The organism is Vibrio variabilis, assembly GCF_003263785.1.
Classification (GTDB): domain Bacteria; phylum Pseudomonadota; class Gammaproteobacteria; order Enterobacterales; family Vibrionaceae; genus Vibrio; species Vibrio variabilis.
In genome coordinates this window covers 18,868-34,328 of the sequence record NZ_JYJK01000125.1, presented here as the reverse complement: position 1 = coordinate 34,328, position 15,461 = coordinate 18,868, and the positions used below count along the sequence as shown (strand labels likewise).

The 15,461-nt window shown below is 48.3% G+C and carries 8 protein-coding genes and 6 pseudogenes; 12 read left to right on the top strand and 2 right to left on the bottom strand.

The genetic code is table 11. The features are described from left to right. Window positions 1–2: 2 nt before the first annotated feature. From lpxB to TZ48_RS20510, 8 genes and pseudogenes are all read left to right on the top strand, one after another. Window positions 3–1,145, top strand: a complete 1,143-nt coding sequence (gene lpxB, locus TZ48_RS20545) for a lipid-A-disaccharide synthase (RefSeq protein ID WP_112480481.1) — start codon at window positions 3–5, stop codon at window positions 1,143–1,145. Then, window positions 1,142–1,768: a ribonuclease HII gene (gene rnhB / locus TZ48_RS20540; protein ID WP_112480480.1), complete on the top strand. Its 627-nt coding sequence runs from the start codon at window positions 1,142–1,144 to the stop codon at window positions 1,766–1,768. The genes lpxB and rnhB overlap by 4 nt, the downstream gene beginning before the upstream one ends. Window positions 1,769–1,860: 92 nt before the next feature. Then, window positions 1,861–5,338: pseudogene (dnaE, locus tag TZ48_RS20535) on the top strand (DNA polymerase III subunit alpha). A gap of 51 nt (window positions 5,339–5,389) precedes the next feature. Continuing rightward, a pseudogene (gene accA, locus TZ48_RS20530) lies at window positions 5,390–6,348 on the top strand (acetyl-CoA carboxylase carboxyl transferase subunit alpha). A gap of 70 nt (window positions 6,349–6,418) precedes the next feature. Further along, window positions 6,419–7,737: pseudogene (tilS, locus tag TZ48_RS20525) on the top strand (tRNA lysidine(34) synthetase TilS). Between the two features lie 150 nt (window positions 7,738–7,887). After that, window positions 7,888–8,158, top strand: a pseudogene (locus TZ48_RS20520) (c-type cytochrome). 164 nt (window positions 8,159–8,322) lie between these two features. Beyond that, window positions 8,323–8,661: a nitrogen regulatory protein P-II gene (gene glnB, locus TZ48_RS20515; protein ID WP_042500895.1), complete on the top strand. Its 339-nt coding sequence runs from the start codon at window positions 8,323–8,325 to the stop codon at window positions 8,659–8,661. Between the two features lie 108 nt (window positions 8,662–8,769). After that, window positions 8,770–9,572 (top strand): annotated as a pseudogene (locus TZ48_RS20510) (endonuclease/exonuclease/phosphatase family protein). A 14-nt stretch (window positions 9,573–9,586) separates the two neighbouring features. Here TZ48_RS20510 and TZ48_RS20505 read toward each other — a convergent pair. Continuing rightward, window positions 9,587–10,357: a DUF1853 family protein gene (locus TZ48_RS20505; RefSeq protein WP_112480479.1), complete on the bottom strand. Its 771-nt coding sequence runs from the start codon at window positions 10,355–10,357 to the stop codon at window positions 9,587–9,589. 84 nt (window positions 10,358–10,441) lie between these two features. On the opposite strand from TZ48_RS20505, the pseudogene TZ48_RS20500 reads away from it, so the two are divergent. After that, a pseudogene (locus TZ48_RS20500) lies at window positions 10,442–11,199 on the top strand (Nif3-like dinuclear metal center hexameric protein). 65 nt (window positions 11,200–11,264) lie between these two features. Here TZ48_RS20500 and TZ48_RS20495 read toward each other — a convergent pair. After that, a complete protein-coding gene (locus tag TZ48_RS20495; protein WP_112480478.1) occupies window positions 11,265–12,554 on the bottom strand; it encodes a citrate synthase in 1,290 nt (429 codons plus the stop codon). A 394-nt stretch (window positions 12,555–12,948) separates the two neighbouring features. Between TZ48_RS20495 and sdhC the strand changes: the two genes are divergently transcribed. From sdhC to sdhA, 3 genes are read left to right on the top strand one after another with little or no spacing between them, the layout of a single operon-like run. Continuing rightward, window positions 12,949–13,341: a succinate dehydrogenase cytochrome b556 subunit gene (gene sdhC / locus TZ48_RS20490; RefSeq protein ID WP_112480477.1), complete on the top strand. Its 393-nt coding sequence runs from the start codon at window positions 12,949–12,951 to the stop codon at window positions 13,339–13,341. Beyond that, window positions 13,335–13,682 carry a succinate dehydrogenase, hydrophobic membrane anchor protein gene (sdhD, locus tag TZ48_RS20485; RefSeq protein ID WP_042500906.1) on the top strand — a complete coding sequence of 116 codons (348 nt, stop codon included), beginning with the start codon at window positions 13,335–13,337 and terminating at the stop codon, window positions 13,680–13,682. Before sdhC ends, sdhD begins: the two co-directional genes overlap by 7 nt. After that, a complete protein-coding gene (sdhA, locus tag TZ48_RS20480) occupies window positions 13,683–15,449 on the top strand; it encodes a succinate dehydrogenase flavoprotein subunit (protein WP_112480476.1) in 1,767 nt (588 codons plus the stop codon). Window positions 15,450–15,461: the final 12 nt, after the last annotated feature.

The window sequence follows — 15,461 nt, the reverse complement described above, 5'->3', positions numbered from 1 at the left end:
CAATGGAACGACCATTACGCATCGGTATTGTCGCGGGCGAACTCTCTGGGGATACCCTCGGTGAGGGTTTCATCAAAGCACTTAAAGCGCGCTACCCCGATGCTGAGTTTGTTGGCATTGGTGGCCCAAAGATGATTGCCGAAGGCTGTCAGTCTCTGTTCGATATGGAAGAGCTTGCCGTTATGGGGCTGGTTGAGGTGCTGGGCCGACTTAGACGCCTATTGCACGTAAAAGCAGAGCTAGTGAAGTACTTTACCGAGAATCCTGTGGATGTGTTTGTCGGTATTGATGCGCCAGATTTCAATTTGAGGCTTGAGTTAGACCTTAAGAAAGCGGGCACCAAAACCGTTCATTACGTGAGCCCTTCTGTTTGGGCGTGGCGTCAAAAACGTATCCATGGCATCGCTGAAGCGACCAATCTGGTATTGGCGTTCCTGCCATTTGAAAAAGCTTTCTACGACAAGTTCAACGTGCCGTGTGAGTTTGTCGGACATACACTTGCTGATGCGATCCCCTTGGAATCGGACAAAGCCGCTGCGCAGCAGTTGTTAGGGCTAGATTCAGACAAGAAATGGCTGGCTGTTCTGCCGGGCAGTCGTGGCAACGAGCTCAAGATGCTCTCTCAGCCATTTATTGAAACATGTAAGAAACTCAATAACGACGACCCGACTTTAGGATTTGTGGTCGCCGCTGTGAACGATAAGCGCAAGCAGCAGTTTATCGAAGCGTGGCAGCACTATGCGCCAGAGCTAGATTTTCATATTGTGCAAGACACGGCACGCAACGTGATCACAGCATCCGATGCCGTGCTTTTAGCCTCAGGTACTGTCGCGTTAGAATGTATGCTACTCAAAAGACCTATGGTCGTCGGGTACAAGATGAATGCTATCACGGCCTTCTTGGCAAAGCGTTTGGTGAAGACCAAGTACGTCTCGCTGCCAAATATTTTGGCCGATGACGAGATAGTGAAAGAGTTCCTTTTGGATGCCTGCACCCCTGAAAACTTGCATGCCGAACTGACGCGCCTGCTCAATGGTGACAATCAAGATATGATTGAGAAGTTCACTGAAATGCACCACTGGATCCGAAAGGATGCCGATAAACAGGCCGCAGACGCCGTACTAAAATTGATAGATAGATTATGACTAAGAAAAAAACGCCTGTAGAACTGCCTCCTTTTGAATATCCACAAGGCTATACCGCGATCGCAGGTGTGGATGAAGTGGGGCGCGGACCACTCGTTGGCGATGTCGTAACGGCAGCGGTTATCCTAGACCCAAATAATCCGATTGAAGGCCTTAACGATTCGAAAAAACTGTCTGAGAAAAAGCGTCTTGCGCTCTATCCAGAGATCAAAGAAAAGGCGCTGGCTTGGGCGGTCGGACGTTGTTCTCCTGAAGAAATTGATGAGCTCAATATCCTACAGGCGACTATGGTAGCGATGCAGCGTGCGGTGGCAGGACTTAAAGTTCAGCCGGATATGGTGCTGATTGATGGTAACCGAACGCCAGAATTATCAATGGCTGCACAAGCCGTGGTTAAAGGCGATCTACGTGTTGCTGAGATCAGTGCAGCCTCGATCATTGCCAAAGTGGTTCGTGACCAAGAGATGGAGGAGCTGGATGCTCTGCACCCTGAATTTGGGTTCGCTAAGCACAAAGGCTATCCAACTAAAGCGCATTTTGAGGCCATTGAGCAACATGGTGTGATTGCCGAGCATCGTAAAAGCTTCAAGCCAGTAAAGCGCGCCCTAGGCATTGAAGGCTAGGTATTGAAGACTAGGTGCTGAAGAGTAAAGCAAATTAAACACTAATGGCCATGTGTTAGCCGTTAGGATGTCATGACGATTTAGGATTCATTATGTCAGACCCCAAGTTTATACACTTACGTGTTCACAGTGACTTCTCGATGGTGGACGGCCTATCCAAGGTGCCACCATTAGTGAAGAAGGTGGCAGAGTTAGGCATGCCCGCGATGGCGCTGACTGATTTCACCAACCTATGTGGTCTCGTCAAGTTTTATGGTAATGCTCACTCGGCAGGTATTAAGCCGCTGATAGGGGCTGACTTTTCGATGCAATCGGATGAGTTTGGCGAAGAGCTGACACGCGTAACTGTGCTTGCTGCTGACAACACAGGGTATAACAATCTGACTTTGCTGATTTCAAAAGCCTACCTTCGAGGCCATGTTCAGCATCAACCTGTCATCGACAAGGCTTGGCTAGCGGAGTTGTCAGAAGGGCTGATTGTGCTCTCTGGCGCAAAAGATGGTGAGGTCGGTAAGGCACTACTAAAAGGCAACCAAAGCTTAGCCAAGCAGTGTGCGGCTTTCTATCAAACACACTTTCCTGATCGCTTTTACCTCGAGCTCATCCGAACCGGACGTGCCGACGAGGAGAGCTACCTGCATTTTGCCGTTGATCTCGCGGAAGAGTTAGAGCTTCCGGTCGTTGCAACCAATGAAGTGGTGTTTGTTGATAAAGAGCTGTTCGATGCCCACGAGATCCGCGTGGCCATTCATGACGGCTATACCTTGATGATCCTCGTCGTCCTAAGCGCTACAGTGACCAACAATACCTGCGCAGTGAAGAGGAAATGTGCGAGCTATTTGCCGACATTCCAGAAGCACTGCAAAACTCGGTAGAAATTGCCAAGCGCTGTAACGTAACGGTCAGGCTTGGTGAGTACTTCCTACCCGCGTTCCCGACAGACGGCATGAAGGAAACCGACTTCCTGGTAATGAAGTCGAGAGAAGGCCTAGAGGAGCGTTTGGAGTTCCTATTCCCAGATGAGCAGGTGCGACTTGAGCGCAGACCTGAGTACGACGAGCGCTTGCAGGTTGAGCTCGACGTTATCAACCAGATGGGGTTCCCGGGCTACTTCTTGATCGTAATGGAGTTCATCCAGTGGTCAAAAGATAATGCGATACCGGTAGGGCCTGGACGTGGTTCGGGTGCGGGCTCGCTGGTGGCGTACGCACTTAAAATCACCGATCTCGATCCTCTAGAATACGATTTGCTATTCGAGCGCTTCTTGAACCCTGAACGTGTCTCCATGCCCGATTTCGATGTCGACTTCTGTATGGATAAACGTGACCAAGTCATTGACCACGTAGCGGAAATGTATGGCCGAGATGCGGTGTCGCAGATCATTACCTTTGGTACTATGGCCGCAAAAGCGGTGATTCGAGACGTAGGCCGCGTACTTGGTCATCCATTTGGCTTTGTGGATCGCATTTCCAAATTGATTCCGGGCGATCCGGGGATGACGCTGCAAAAAGCGTTTGATGTTGAGCCTGCGCTGCCACAGTTGTATGACAACGATGAAGAAGTTCGCGATCTCATCGATATGTGTCGTATCCTTGAAGGGTGTACTCGTAACGCTGGTAAACACGCCGGTGGTGTGGTTATTTCACCGACCACGATCACCGATTTTGCGCCGATCTACGCGGATTCAGAAGGTCAATTCCCAGTTACCCAGTTTGATAAAAACGACGTAGAAACGGCTGGCCTAGTTAAATTCGACTTCTTGGGTCTACGAACCCTAACTATTATCGACTGGGCGCTGGGACTGATTAACCCACGTCTGGAAAAAGAGGCAAAGAGCCGGTTCGTATCGAGTCGATTCCTCTTGATGACCAGCCGTCATTCCAACTGCTGCAAAACTCAGAAACCACCGCGGTATTCCAGCTTGAATCACGTGGTATGAAAGAGCTTATCAAGCGTCTTCAGCCAGACTGTTTTGAAGATATCATCGCATTGGTAGCACTGTTCCGTCCGGGGCCGTTGCAATCAGGCATGGTAGATAACTTTATCGACCGTAAGCACGGGCGAGAAGCCGTTTCCTATCCAGATGAAACGTGGCAACACGAATCACTGAAAGAGACGCTAGAGCCAACCTACGGCATCATTCTTTACCAAGAGCAGGTCATGCAGATCGCCCAGATCCTAGCGGGCTATACGCTGGGCGGCGCGGACATGCTGCGTCGTGCAATGGGTAAGAAAAAGCCAGAAGAGATGGCCAAGCAGCGCGCTGTATTTGAAGAAGGTGCCATTAAAAATGGTGTCGACGGCGAGTTGGCGATGAAGATCTTCGACTTGGTAGAAAAGTTCGCAGGTTATGGCTTTAACAAATCGCACTCTGCTGCTTATGCACTGGTATCGTACCAAACTCTATGGCTTAAGAGACATTACCCAGCTGAGTTTATGGCTGCAGTTATGACCGCCGATATGGATAACACCGAGAAGGTTGTCGGCCTTGTCGATGAATGTTTCCGTATGAAGCTCAAGGTGCTGCCGCCTGATATTAACGCCGGTTTGTTCCGCTTCAATGTGAACGATGAAGGTGCGATTGTTTATGGTATCGGCGCAATTAAAGGTGTCGGTGAAGGCCCAATCGATGCCATTATTGAAGCTAGAAACAAGGATGGCTACTTCCGCGACCTGTTTGATTTCTGCGCCCGCATCGATCTGAAAAAGGTCAACAAGCGCGTCATTGAAAAGTTGATCATGGCGGGCGCACTGGATAAGCTTGGCCCTCATCGAGCGGCATTGATGGCGTCGCTCAATGATGCCGTGAAGGCGGCGAGTCAACATCACCAAGCTGAAGCGTTCGGACAGGGCGATATGTTTGGCGTACTGACGGATGCGCCCGAGGAAGTTGAACACAAGTACACCCAAGTGCCCGCGTGGCCGGAAAAGGTGTGGCTAGAAGGCGAGCGCGAAACCTTAGGTCTTTATTTGACCGGGCACCCAATAAACGCCTATCTGAAGGAACTTACTAAATACACCAGTTGTCGACTAAAAGACGCCACTCCGACACGTCGTGATCAATCGCTGACGGTCGCAGGCCTCGTGATTGCCGCTCGTGTAATGACCACCAAGCGCGGTACGCGTATCGGTATCATGACACTCGATGATCGCAGTGGTCGTATGGAAGTGATGTTGTTCTCAGATGCGCTAGATAAATATGCTGAATTGTTAGAAAAAGATAAAATAGTGGTCGTTTCTGGACAGGTCAGCTTTGATGACTTCAATGGTGGGCTTAAAATGTCCGCCCGCGAAGTTTTAGATCTCGGTAGCGCTCGAGAGAAATTTACTCGAGGGTTGTCTATTTCGTTGCTAGAGCAACAGATCGATGAGCGTTTTTACCAACGCTTCACAGAAATATTAACGCCTCACAAAGATGGCACAGTACCTGTTAATATTTACTACCAGCGTGCAGATGCAAGAGCGAAGCTCACGTTAGGAACACAGTGGCGAGTAACGCCAAACGATGCGTTACTGGAAGAATTACAGCAGTTACTTGGTAAAGACCAGGTAGAACTCGAATTTAACTAATTGAGCTCGGACACACATCGGTGTCTGAGCGGAATCGAAAAGGATTCATAGATGAGCTTGAACTTTCTTGAATTTGAAAAGCCAATTGCCGAACTAGAAGCAAAAATTGAAGCCCTGCGTGACGTGTCTCGTCATGGTGGTGACAGTGCAATTGACTTAGATAAAGAAATTGAACAACTAGAGAAGAAAAGCTTAGAGCTTAAAAAGAAAATCTTTAGTGACCTTGGTGCATGGCAGGTTGCGCAGCTTGCTCGTCACCCACAGCGTCCATACACGCTGGATTACATCGAACACGTATTTACTGAGTTTGATGAGTTGGCTGGCGATCGCGCGTTTGCTGACGACAAAGCGATTGTTGGCGGTATGGCTCGCTAGAAGGTCGACCTGTGATGATCATTGGTCATCAAAAAGGCCGTGAGACCAAGGACAAGGTTAAGCGTAACTTTGGTATGCCGAAGCCAGAAGGCTACCGCAAAGCACTGCGTTTAATGCGTATGGCTGAGCGTTTTAACATGCCAATTATCACCTTTATCGACACGGCGGGTGCTTACCCTGGTGTTGGCGCAGAAGAGCGCGGTCAGTCTGAAGCGATCGCAATGAACCTGAAAGTGATGGCAGGTCTGAAAGTGCCGGTTATCTGTAACGTTGTTGGTGAAGGCGGTTCTGGTGGTGCACTCGCTATCGGTGTGGGTGACTACGTGAACATGCTTCAATACTCTACCTACTCAGTCATTTCTCCTGAAGGTTGTGCATCTATCCTTTGGCGTGATTCAGATAAAGCCCCACAAGCCGCAGAGGCAATGGGCTTGATTGCTCCGCGTCTTAAAGAGCTAGAGCTTATCGATGAAATCATTGAAGAGCCACTTGGCGGCGCGCATCGCGATACGATTCAAATGGCAGCGAACATGAAAGCGACGTTACTTCGTCAGCTAGAAGAGCTAGACCAACTTGAAGAAGACAACTTACTTGAGCGTCGTTATCAACGTTTGATGAGTTACGGCTACTGCTAAGCAGATTTGGTTTATATAATAAGGCGAGCATGATGCTCGCCTTATTTTTTTGTCTTTTGGGAAATTGTCTATGTCATTAGTGCAGCATTTTATTGATACCTTGCAGCGCCACCTACCCAATGGCGGTCGCGTTGTTATCGGGTTCAGTGGCGGTGTCGATTCTCGTGTTCTGCTGCGTCTTGCGGCGCTTTACCGCGCTCAGCATCCCAATCTAGAACTGCTCGCTGTGCATGTTCATCATGGTTTGAGTCAACATGCTGATCAATGGTTAGAGCTTTGCCGAGCATGGCTAATGAGGAACAAATCCCTTTTGTCGCCGAGTATGTATTGCTTGATATAGAGAGTGGTGATAGCGTTGAGCAATTGGCGCGTAACGCCCGATATCAAGCGTTGACTTCTCACATTCATCCAGGCGATGTACTTCTGACCGGGCAGCACTTGGATGATCAAACCGAAACCTTTCTTCTGGCGTTGAAGCGAGGCAGTGGACCCAAGGGGCTTTCATCTATGGCGCAGTGTGCGCTGCTTGGACACGGCAAATTATTGCGACCTCTTCTAGATGTAACCCGAAACGATATCGAGCACTTTGCTCATACTCAGCAGTTAGCATGGCTTGAGGATGACAGTAACCAAGATACGCGCTTTGATCGTAATTTCTTGCGCCACCAAGTTTTGCCTGTCATCAATGAGCGCTGGCCAAGCTTTAATAAAGCAGTTCGTCGCAGCGCTCGATTGTGTGCCAAACAAGAGCAGCTTTTGGCGGAGTTACTAAAGCCTGAACTAGAGGCTTGTTTAAACTCTTATCAAGGAATTGAGATTGACGTGTTGAGCCGCGGCTCTGAATTGAAACGAGATCAATTACTGCGCATGTGGCTTGAAGCACAAACGTCAGTGCTGCCAAGCGAGGCTCAATTGCAGCAAATTTGGCATGATGTTGCTTTAGCTCAACCCGATGCCAATCCAAATTTGGTTCTCGCGTCTGGCAGCATTCGCCGATTCAAATCCCACCTTTACTGGGTAGCACCGCAGCAAGACGTCACTCAGTGGAGCAAGCCGCTAACGATGGAAGCGCCTACGCTATTGCCAGATGGTTTGGGTGAGCTAACCTTAGGTAACCGTAGTGGACGTAACAGCCTGATGACGCTCAGCCGTGCGGCTCTGACAGAGTCGCTGATGGTTATGTTTGAACCTGAAGGCTTGTCTGCGCACCCCTATGGCAGAGTGGGGTCACGGAAGCTTAAGAAGCTATTTCAAGAGTATCAAATCCCAAGTTGGCAACGCCGCCGTATCCCAATAGTCATGATGGGGGAGAAAGTGGTCGCCGTCGGTAACTTATTTGTGGACAAGGAGTTTTACGGCTCAGATTGTGAACTCGTATGGGACAAATGACCCTTTTTCGTGTCACAATCGTATCCATAATAAACGCTAGGAAGCGGCTTCAAGCAGAGTAAAGTAGGTTGTTTCCTGACAAATACGGATAAATCACAAGGAAAAGCAATGAAAAAGTTGATGATTAGCGCGTTGGTAGCAGTGGGTTTGATGAGCGGAGCAGCAGTGGCGGGGCGATGTCGCAGCGGGCAAAGCGAAAGCGGCGGTTTGCGCTGCGTGTCACGGCGCTGACGGTATCGCAGTGATCCCCGGATACCCGAATCTAAAGGGTCAAAATGAGCAATATCTTATCTCCTCAATCAATGCTTACAAAAGCAAGCAACGCACTGGTGGTTTAGCTGCAGTGATGCAGGCTCAGGCGTCGATGCTTAGCGATGAAGATATTGCTAATCTTGCCGCTTACTACGCAAGTCTTAAATAAGACACGTTGACAACACCTCGGCAAGACGCGGCCGCAACAGCATGTGTTGTTGCATATATCTATGACAAAAAGCTCGAAGCTAGCCTTCGAGCTTTTTGTTTTCATTGATTGTTGTCGCGACCTACCAGATAATATTGCGAACAAAAGTGATGTAAGGGAAGAACATGAAAAAGATTGAAGCGATTATCAAACCATTTAAGCTTGATGATGTGCGTGAAGCGTTGGCAGAAGTTGGCATCACGGGGATGACGGTTTCTGAAGTGAAAGGTTTTGGTCGTCAAAAAGGTCACACTGAGCTGTATCGCGGTGCAGAATACATGGTTGATTTCTTGCCAAAAGTGAAGCTAGAAATCGTGGTGGCGAGCGATGTTGCGGATCAGTGCGTAGAAACCATTATTGAGACAGCACAAACCGGTAAAATTGGTGATGGTAAAATTTTCATCACTGATATCGAGCGTGTGGTTCGCATCCGTACTGGCGAAGAAGACGAAGACGCGATCTAAACCGCGAGTAGCACTAACATTAAAAGGAGTAGGTAACTACTCCTTTTTTACTTTGGGGTGAGCGATGAAGTTGAAGTGGATTTTAGTTGGCGTACTAGCTCAGCAGGTATGGCGGTAGGCGGCTTTCAGGCCGTGTTTACCGTTTCTGATACTCCAGAGATCACAACCGTTCATGGCGCGAAAGTCGATACGGAACTGAAGTGTTATCACAACCCAGCACCTAAGACACTCGATGATGAAGGGCGACTCAATGTGTTGGTTTGGAATGTCTATAAACAAAACAGGGAGAACCTTCTCTCTGAGCTAACAGAGCGCTCTCAAGACAGGCAATTAGTGCTACTTCAGGAGGCAAGCTCGATGATCAGTTTCTCGATTGGCTACAGCGCTCAGAATGGGGCAGTAACCAGGTTAGCGCGTTCAAAGCCTTTGATGTTTCGAGTGGTGTGCTGAATTTGAGTCGAGCCATGCCAAAGGTGGCGTGTGCAAACCTTCAGGTTGAGCCGTGGTTACAACTCCCTAAATCAGGGCTCTACGCGGAATATGCACTCTCTAATGGGCAAAGTCTGATTGCGCTGAATCTTCACTCAGTGAACTTTACCATCGGCACCCAAGAGTACCAACAACAGCTAGAGTCCTTTAAACAAGTGCTCGAGTCTCACTCTGGCCCGCTGCTTATTGCTGGTGACTTTAACAGCTGGAGTGAGTCGAGAATGGCAGTACTCAAGCAAGCACTCAGTGACTATCAGATCCAAGAGGTCAAATTTACTCCGGATCATCGAAAACGCTTTGTTACGGGACTGCCACTTGATCATATATTTTTTCGAGGCATGACGTTAGAGGCGATGAGTACGCCAGAGAGTGATGCATCAGATCACAACCCTATGCTGGCGGAGTTCGTGTTGGCTCAGTAATCTTTAGCCTTCGGTTACATGCTGCTTTGCGGCCAGTCATCAGGCACGACAAACCAGAATTGACCGCTCTCTGCTTGGCAATGGATAAAGTGCTTGGGTAGTGCCGACACCGAACTGGACTCTGCACGTCGCCGATTTCCTGTTGCCCAAAGCGGCTTTTCTAAGCGAAATATCGGTTCATCGATAAGCTGAAATTGAGATTGGTAGCACCAATAACCCGTAACGCGCTGTGGATTGATATCAAGCTCTAAGCAGCGGGTTGGCGTCTTTTCAAGGTCAAACGGGTTGATATACAACCGCCCTTGCATTAATAGATGTTGAGAAGGGATGGCAATATTAGGGAACTGAGCCTTAAACGCCGGGGTATCAGACATTTTAAGCTGATGCTCGAGCATGCGACTCAGTTTCTTGTCGAGTCTATCTTTTGCATTCGGTCCATACCAAAGCCCGTCTTTTAGCAAATAAAATTTAATCGCCACTTCCCAGTGTTCCAGTTGTTGCTGGTCTGGTTTTTCGATAAGGAAGTCGATGGCACCCAAGGTGCGTCCATCTTGCTGCAATTGTATCTCTTCAGCAAAGACGCGATGGCTTTCACTTCGTTCAAACAAACGTCGACACAGCTCTTGATAGAGAAACCCAAGCCTAGGGTTGCCTTGGTACTCTGAATCGTCCTGTGCGCTCGATTGATTCGTTATCTTAGGAAAACCCTCAGCCACGCTCGAATGTCCCGTGACTAGGCTCTGGCTTTCGTTTATCCAAGTAATAAAGTCTCTGATGCTTTGCATAGCGTATTCTTTACGTTTTCCTTTCGACATTGCTAGAGTAAATTGCTATAACCACGGAAATCAAGAATTTGCTCAGGAAGTGCCATGAATAACCTAAAGCTTGAAGCTATCCTCAATGAAAAACTCTCACCACAACTGATTAAAGATTACAGTCCAAATGGGCTTCAAGTTGAAGGTGCGAGTGACGTTAAAAAAGTGATCACCGGTGTCACTGCATCACAAGCACTTATTGATTACGCGGTGAGTGTTGGAGCGGATGCCGTTCTGGTTCATCATGGTTACTTTTGGAAAGGCGAGCCAGAGCCAATTCGTGGTATGAAAGGTAAGCGTATTCGCACTCTTATCAAAAACGACCTGAACTTGTTTGGCTACCACCTGCCGCTTGACATCCACCCTGAGCTGGGCAACAACGCTAAATTAGCTCAGTTGCTTGATATTGAGGTCATCGATGGCTAGAAGGTCACCCGCAGTCTGTAGCTCTGTTCGGTAAACTAGCAAAACCTATCTCTGGTGCAGAGTTTGCGACTAAGATTGCAAAAGCGTTGAATCGTGACCCTCTACACATCGCACCAGAGTGGGCTGACAAGCAGATTGAAACGGTAGGCTGGTGCACCGGTGGTGGTCAGGATTACATTGAGCTGGCCGCATCAAAAGGGTTAGATGCATTCATTTCAGGGGAAATTTCTGAGCGCACAACTTACACTGCGCGTGAAATGGGTATCCACTACTTTGCTGCTGGTCACCATGCGACTGAGCGCTATGGCATCAAAGCGCTAGGCGAGTGGTTAGCAAGCGAGCATGGTTTAGATGTCGAGTTTAAAGATATCGACAATCCGGTATAAAAAGACCCATGAAATAAAAAGAGCAGCCCAGGCTGCTCTTTTGCGTTGTGATGTTGTGTTTATCGTTATTCGCGCTCGTGTAGCGGTTTGAAATCACGCATTGCTTCACCTGTGTAAAGCTGACGTGGACGACCGATGCGGTTGTCTGGATCACTGTGCATTTCATTCCAGTGAGCAATCCAACCCACAGTACGAGACATTGCAAAGATAACGGTGAACATAGACACAGGGATACCAATCGCTTTAAGAATGATACCTGAGTAGAAGTCTACGTTTGGATACAGTTTCTTCTCTACGAAGTACTCGTCTGAAAGCGCAATGCGCTCGAGCTCCATAGCAACATCCAATAGTGGATCCTGAATGTTGAGCTCTTTCAGTACATCGTGGCATGCTTCACGCATAACCGTTGCACGTGGATCGTAGTTCTTGTAAACACGGTGACCAAAGCCCATTAGGCGGAATGGGTCATCTTTGTCCTTCGCTCGTTCGATGAACTCAGGGATCTTGTCTACAGAGCCAATTTCTTCAAGCATGCGCAAACACGCTTCGTTTGCACCGCCGTGTGCAGGGCCCCATAGCGACGCGATACCCGCTGCAATACATGCAAATGGGTTAGCACCAGATGAACCTGCTAGACGTACCGTTGACGTTGAAGCATTTTGCTCGTGGTCTGCGTGTAGGGTAAAGATCTTGTCCATTGCACGCGCAACGATAGGGTTGACTTCGTACTCTTCGCAAGGGTTTGCGAACATCATGTGTAGGAAGTTCTCCGCATAAGTAAGATCGTTGCGTGGGTAGATAAATGGTTGACCGATAGAATACTTGTAGCACATAGCTGCAAGGGTCGGCATCTTAGAAATCAGGCGGTAAGCCGCAATTTCACGGTGTGAGTCGTTGTTGATATCGAGGGAGTCGTGATAGAAGGCTGCAAGTGCACCTACTACACCACACATAACGGCCATTGGGTGAGCGTCACGACGGAAACCGTGGAAGAAACTCGCGATTTGCTCGTGAACCATAGTGTGACGAGTAACAATTTGCTTGAACTCTTCGTATTCTTCACGTGATGGGGCTTCGCCAACAAGAAGGATGTAGCACACTTCAAGGTAGTCTGCATTGTTAGCTAACTGATCGATAGGGAAGCCTCGGTGCAGTAGAACACCTTTGCCGCCGTCGATATAAGTGATTTGAGATTCACAAGATGCAGTGGCAAGAAAACCTGGGTCAAATGTAAAGTAACCATTCGCTCCAAGCTTACGAACATCGACTACTTCCGGTCCGATAGAACCTTCCATAATCGGCAGCTCGATTGGCGCTTGACCTTCAATATGAAGGGTCGCTTTCTTATCTGCCATAACAATCTCCTTTGTTTATTATTTAATCCGTCCAGGATGTTTGTGTGCCAATTTTTTACTTTGCTTCGGAAGCAAAGTCAATTTTTATACGATGATGTGTGCACTTGTTATGATTTTTTATAGAAAAATGGTTAAAAATCTGTTCTGTGTAGCATATTTTGTTACATCAATTGTATTAGAATGTTGCCAACCGTATAGTTGCGGTGAAATTGTTGGTCCTAGCCTTTAAAAATCGAGTATACAAACCGAAGTGAGGTGGTTTTGAATTCTCATTTGTTAACATTGTTGCAACAATTATCTCCCTTGTAACACGAAATTTTTGTTAAGTTTGTGTTAACTTTTGAGGCTTACAGACCAAAATTTATTCATAACAATAAATGCTCAATGGAGCTGAGTGAGCAAGCCCGTGAAAGAAAGAAAGTCCAGACCTGTTAATCTTGATTTACAGACAATTCGCTTTCCGATCACTGCAATCGCATCCATCTTGCACCGAGTGTCAGGTGTGATCACGTTTGTGTCGATCGGTATTCTCCTTTGGTTACTAGCCAAGTCACTCTCGTCCCCGATGGGGTTTGCCGAGGCTGTCGATATCGTCGACGGTTTCTTCGTCAAGCTTATTCTATGGGGCATTTTGACTGCTCTTGCGTACCACATTGTGGGTGGTATTCGTCATCTAATCATGGATCTAGGTTACTTTGAAGAGCTCGAATCGGGCGCGAAAAGTGCCAAGGTATCCTTTATCGTGACAGGTGTTCTGTCGCTATTGGCGGGAGTTTTGGTATGGTAAACAACGTTTCAACATTCGGTCGTAACGGTGTCCACGATTATCTTCTGATTCGTGCGAGCGCCATTATTATGACCTTGTACACGATCTATCTTGTGAGCTTCTGCGCGTTTGCAGGAGACATTTCCTACGTATCGTGGACCAACTTCTTCGGTGGCACTTTTACTAAGGTGTTCACTATGCTGGCATTGGCATCTCTGCTGATCCATGCCTGGATTGGTCTATGGCAAGTTCTTACAGACTATATCAAGCCGACCATGTTACGTGGTGCGTTGCAACTAACGGTTATTGCAGTGTTGCTTGGTTATTTCTTCTCTGGTTTCTTTATTCTGTGGGGTGCGTAAGTGTCTATTCCAGTTCGTGAGTTTGATGCCGTAGTAATCGGCGCTGGTGGTGCAGGCATGCGCGCTGCACTACAAATTTCAGAGCAAGGCCTATCTTGTGCGTTGCTATCAAAAGTATTTCCGACTCGTTCTCACACCGTATCTGCTCAGGGTGGTATTACGGTTGCTTTGGGTAACTCTCATAAAGATGATTGGCAGTGGCACATGTATGACACAGTCAAGGGCTCCGACTACATCGGTGACCAAGACGCTATCGAGTACATGTGTAAGAATGGTCCTAAGTCAGTTATCGAACTAGAGAAAATGGGTCTACCTTTCTCTCGTTTTGAAAACGGTACTATCTACCAGCGTCCATTCGGTGGTCAGTCTAAAGAGTTTGGTGGTGAGCAAGCAGCACGTACTGCGGCGGCAGCAGACCGTACCGGTCACGCACTGCTGCATACTCTCTATCAGCAAAACATTAAGCACAAAACAACCATCTTCTCGGAATGGTATGCGCTCGATATGGTTAAAAACCAAGATGGCGCGGTCATGGGTTGTACGGCACTTTGTATGGAAACGGGCGAGATTTGTTACTTCAAATCGAAAGCAACCATCCTCGCGACTGGTGGTGCGGGTCGTATCTACGCTTCCACTACTAACGCTCATATCAACACGGGCGATGGTGTGGGTATGGCACTGCGTGCTGGCGTGCCGATGCAAGATATGGAAATGTGGCAGTTCCACCCAACGGGTATTGCTGGCGCAGGTGTACTTGTTACTGAAGGTTGTCGTGGTGAAGGTGGTTACCTTCTTAATAAAGATGGCGAGCGCTTTATGGAGCGTTACGCACCAAACGCAAAAGACCTTGCTGGTCGTGACGTGGTGGCTCGTTCAATGATGATCGAGATTCGCGAAGGACGTGGCTGTGACGGCCCTTGGGGTCCACACATCAAGCTTAAGATGGATCACTTAGGTAAAGACGTCCTTGAGTCTCGTCTACCAGGTATCTGTGAGCTGTCTCGCACGTTTGCACACGTAGATCCAGTGAAAGAGCCAATCCCAGTTATCCCAACCTGTCACTACATGATGGGTGGTGTACCGACTCAGGTGTCTGGTCAAGCGATTAAACAAGACGCTTCAGGCAACGATCTGGAAGTTCAAGGTCTATTCGCTTGTGGTGAGATCGCCTCTGTATCTGTACACGGTGCGAACCGTCTAGGTGGTAACTCGCTACTTGACCTTGTGGTGTTTGGTCGTGCAACGGGCCTTCACCTTGGTGAGACGTTGGCTGCGCAAACTGAAGCTCGCCCAGCTACTGAGTCAGACATTGAAGCATCACTGGCTCGTACGATGCGTTGGGAGAACAGTGCATCGGGTGAAGACCCAGCTCAAATTCGTAAAGATCTACAAACGTGTATGCAAAACAGCTTCTCGGTATTCCGTGAAGGTGATGCGATGGCAACGGGTCTAGAAGAGCTGAAAGTGATTCGTGACCGCTTGAAAGAAGCGCATCTTGCAGACAAATCGAAAGAGTTCAACACTCAGCGTGTCGAGTGTCTAGAGCTTGATAACTTGATGGAAACGGCATTCTCGACGGCAGTCGCAGCAAACTACCGTACCGAGAGTCGCGGTGCCCATGCTCGCTTTGATTACCCAGAGCGTGATGATGAGAACTGGCTATGCCACTCAATCTACAACCCTGAAACTGAGCAGATGTCGAAGCGTGATGTCAACATGACGCCTGTTCACCGTGAAGCTTTCCCGCCGAAAGCACGTACGTACTAAAGGGAGGACAAT

Bases quoted from the DNA above. Each gene is read 5' to 3' on its own strand.
- lpxB (WP_112480481.1), top strand. From the start codon at position 3: ATGGAACGACCATTACGCATCGGTATTGTCGCGGGCGAACTCTCTGGG.
- rnhB (WP_112480480.1), top strand. From the start codon at position 1,142: ATGACTAAGAAAAAAACGCCTGTAGAACTGCCTCCTTTTGAATATCCA.
- glnB (WP_042500895.1), top strand. From the start codon at position 8,323: ATGAAAAAGATTGAAGCGATTATCAAACCATTTAAGCTTGATGATGTG.
- TZ48_RS20505 (WP_112480479.1), bottom strand. From the start codon at position 10,357: ATGCAAAGCATCAGAGACTTTATTACTTGGATAAACGAAAGCCAGAGC.
- TZ48_RS20495 (WP_112480478.1), bottom strand. From the start codon at position 12,554: ATGGCAGATAAGAAAGCGACCCTTCATATTGAAGGTCAAGCGCCAATC.
- sdhD (WP_042500906.1), top strand. From the start codon at position 13,335: ATGGTAAACAACGTTTCAACATTCGGTCGTAACGGTGTCCACGATTAT.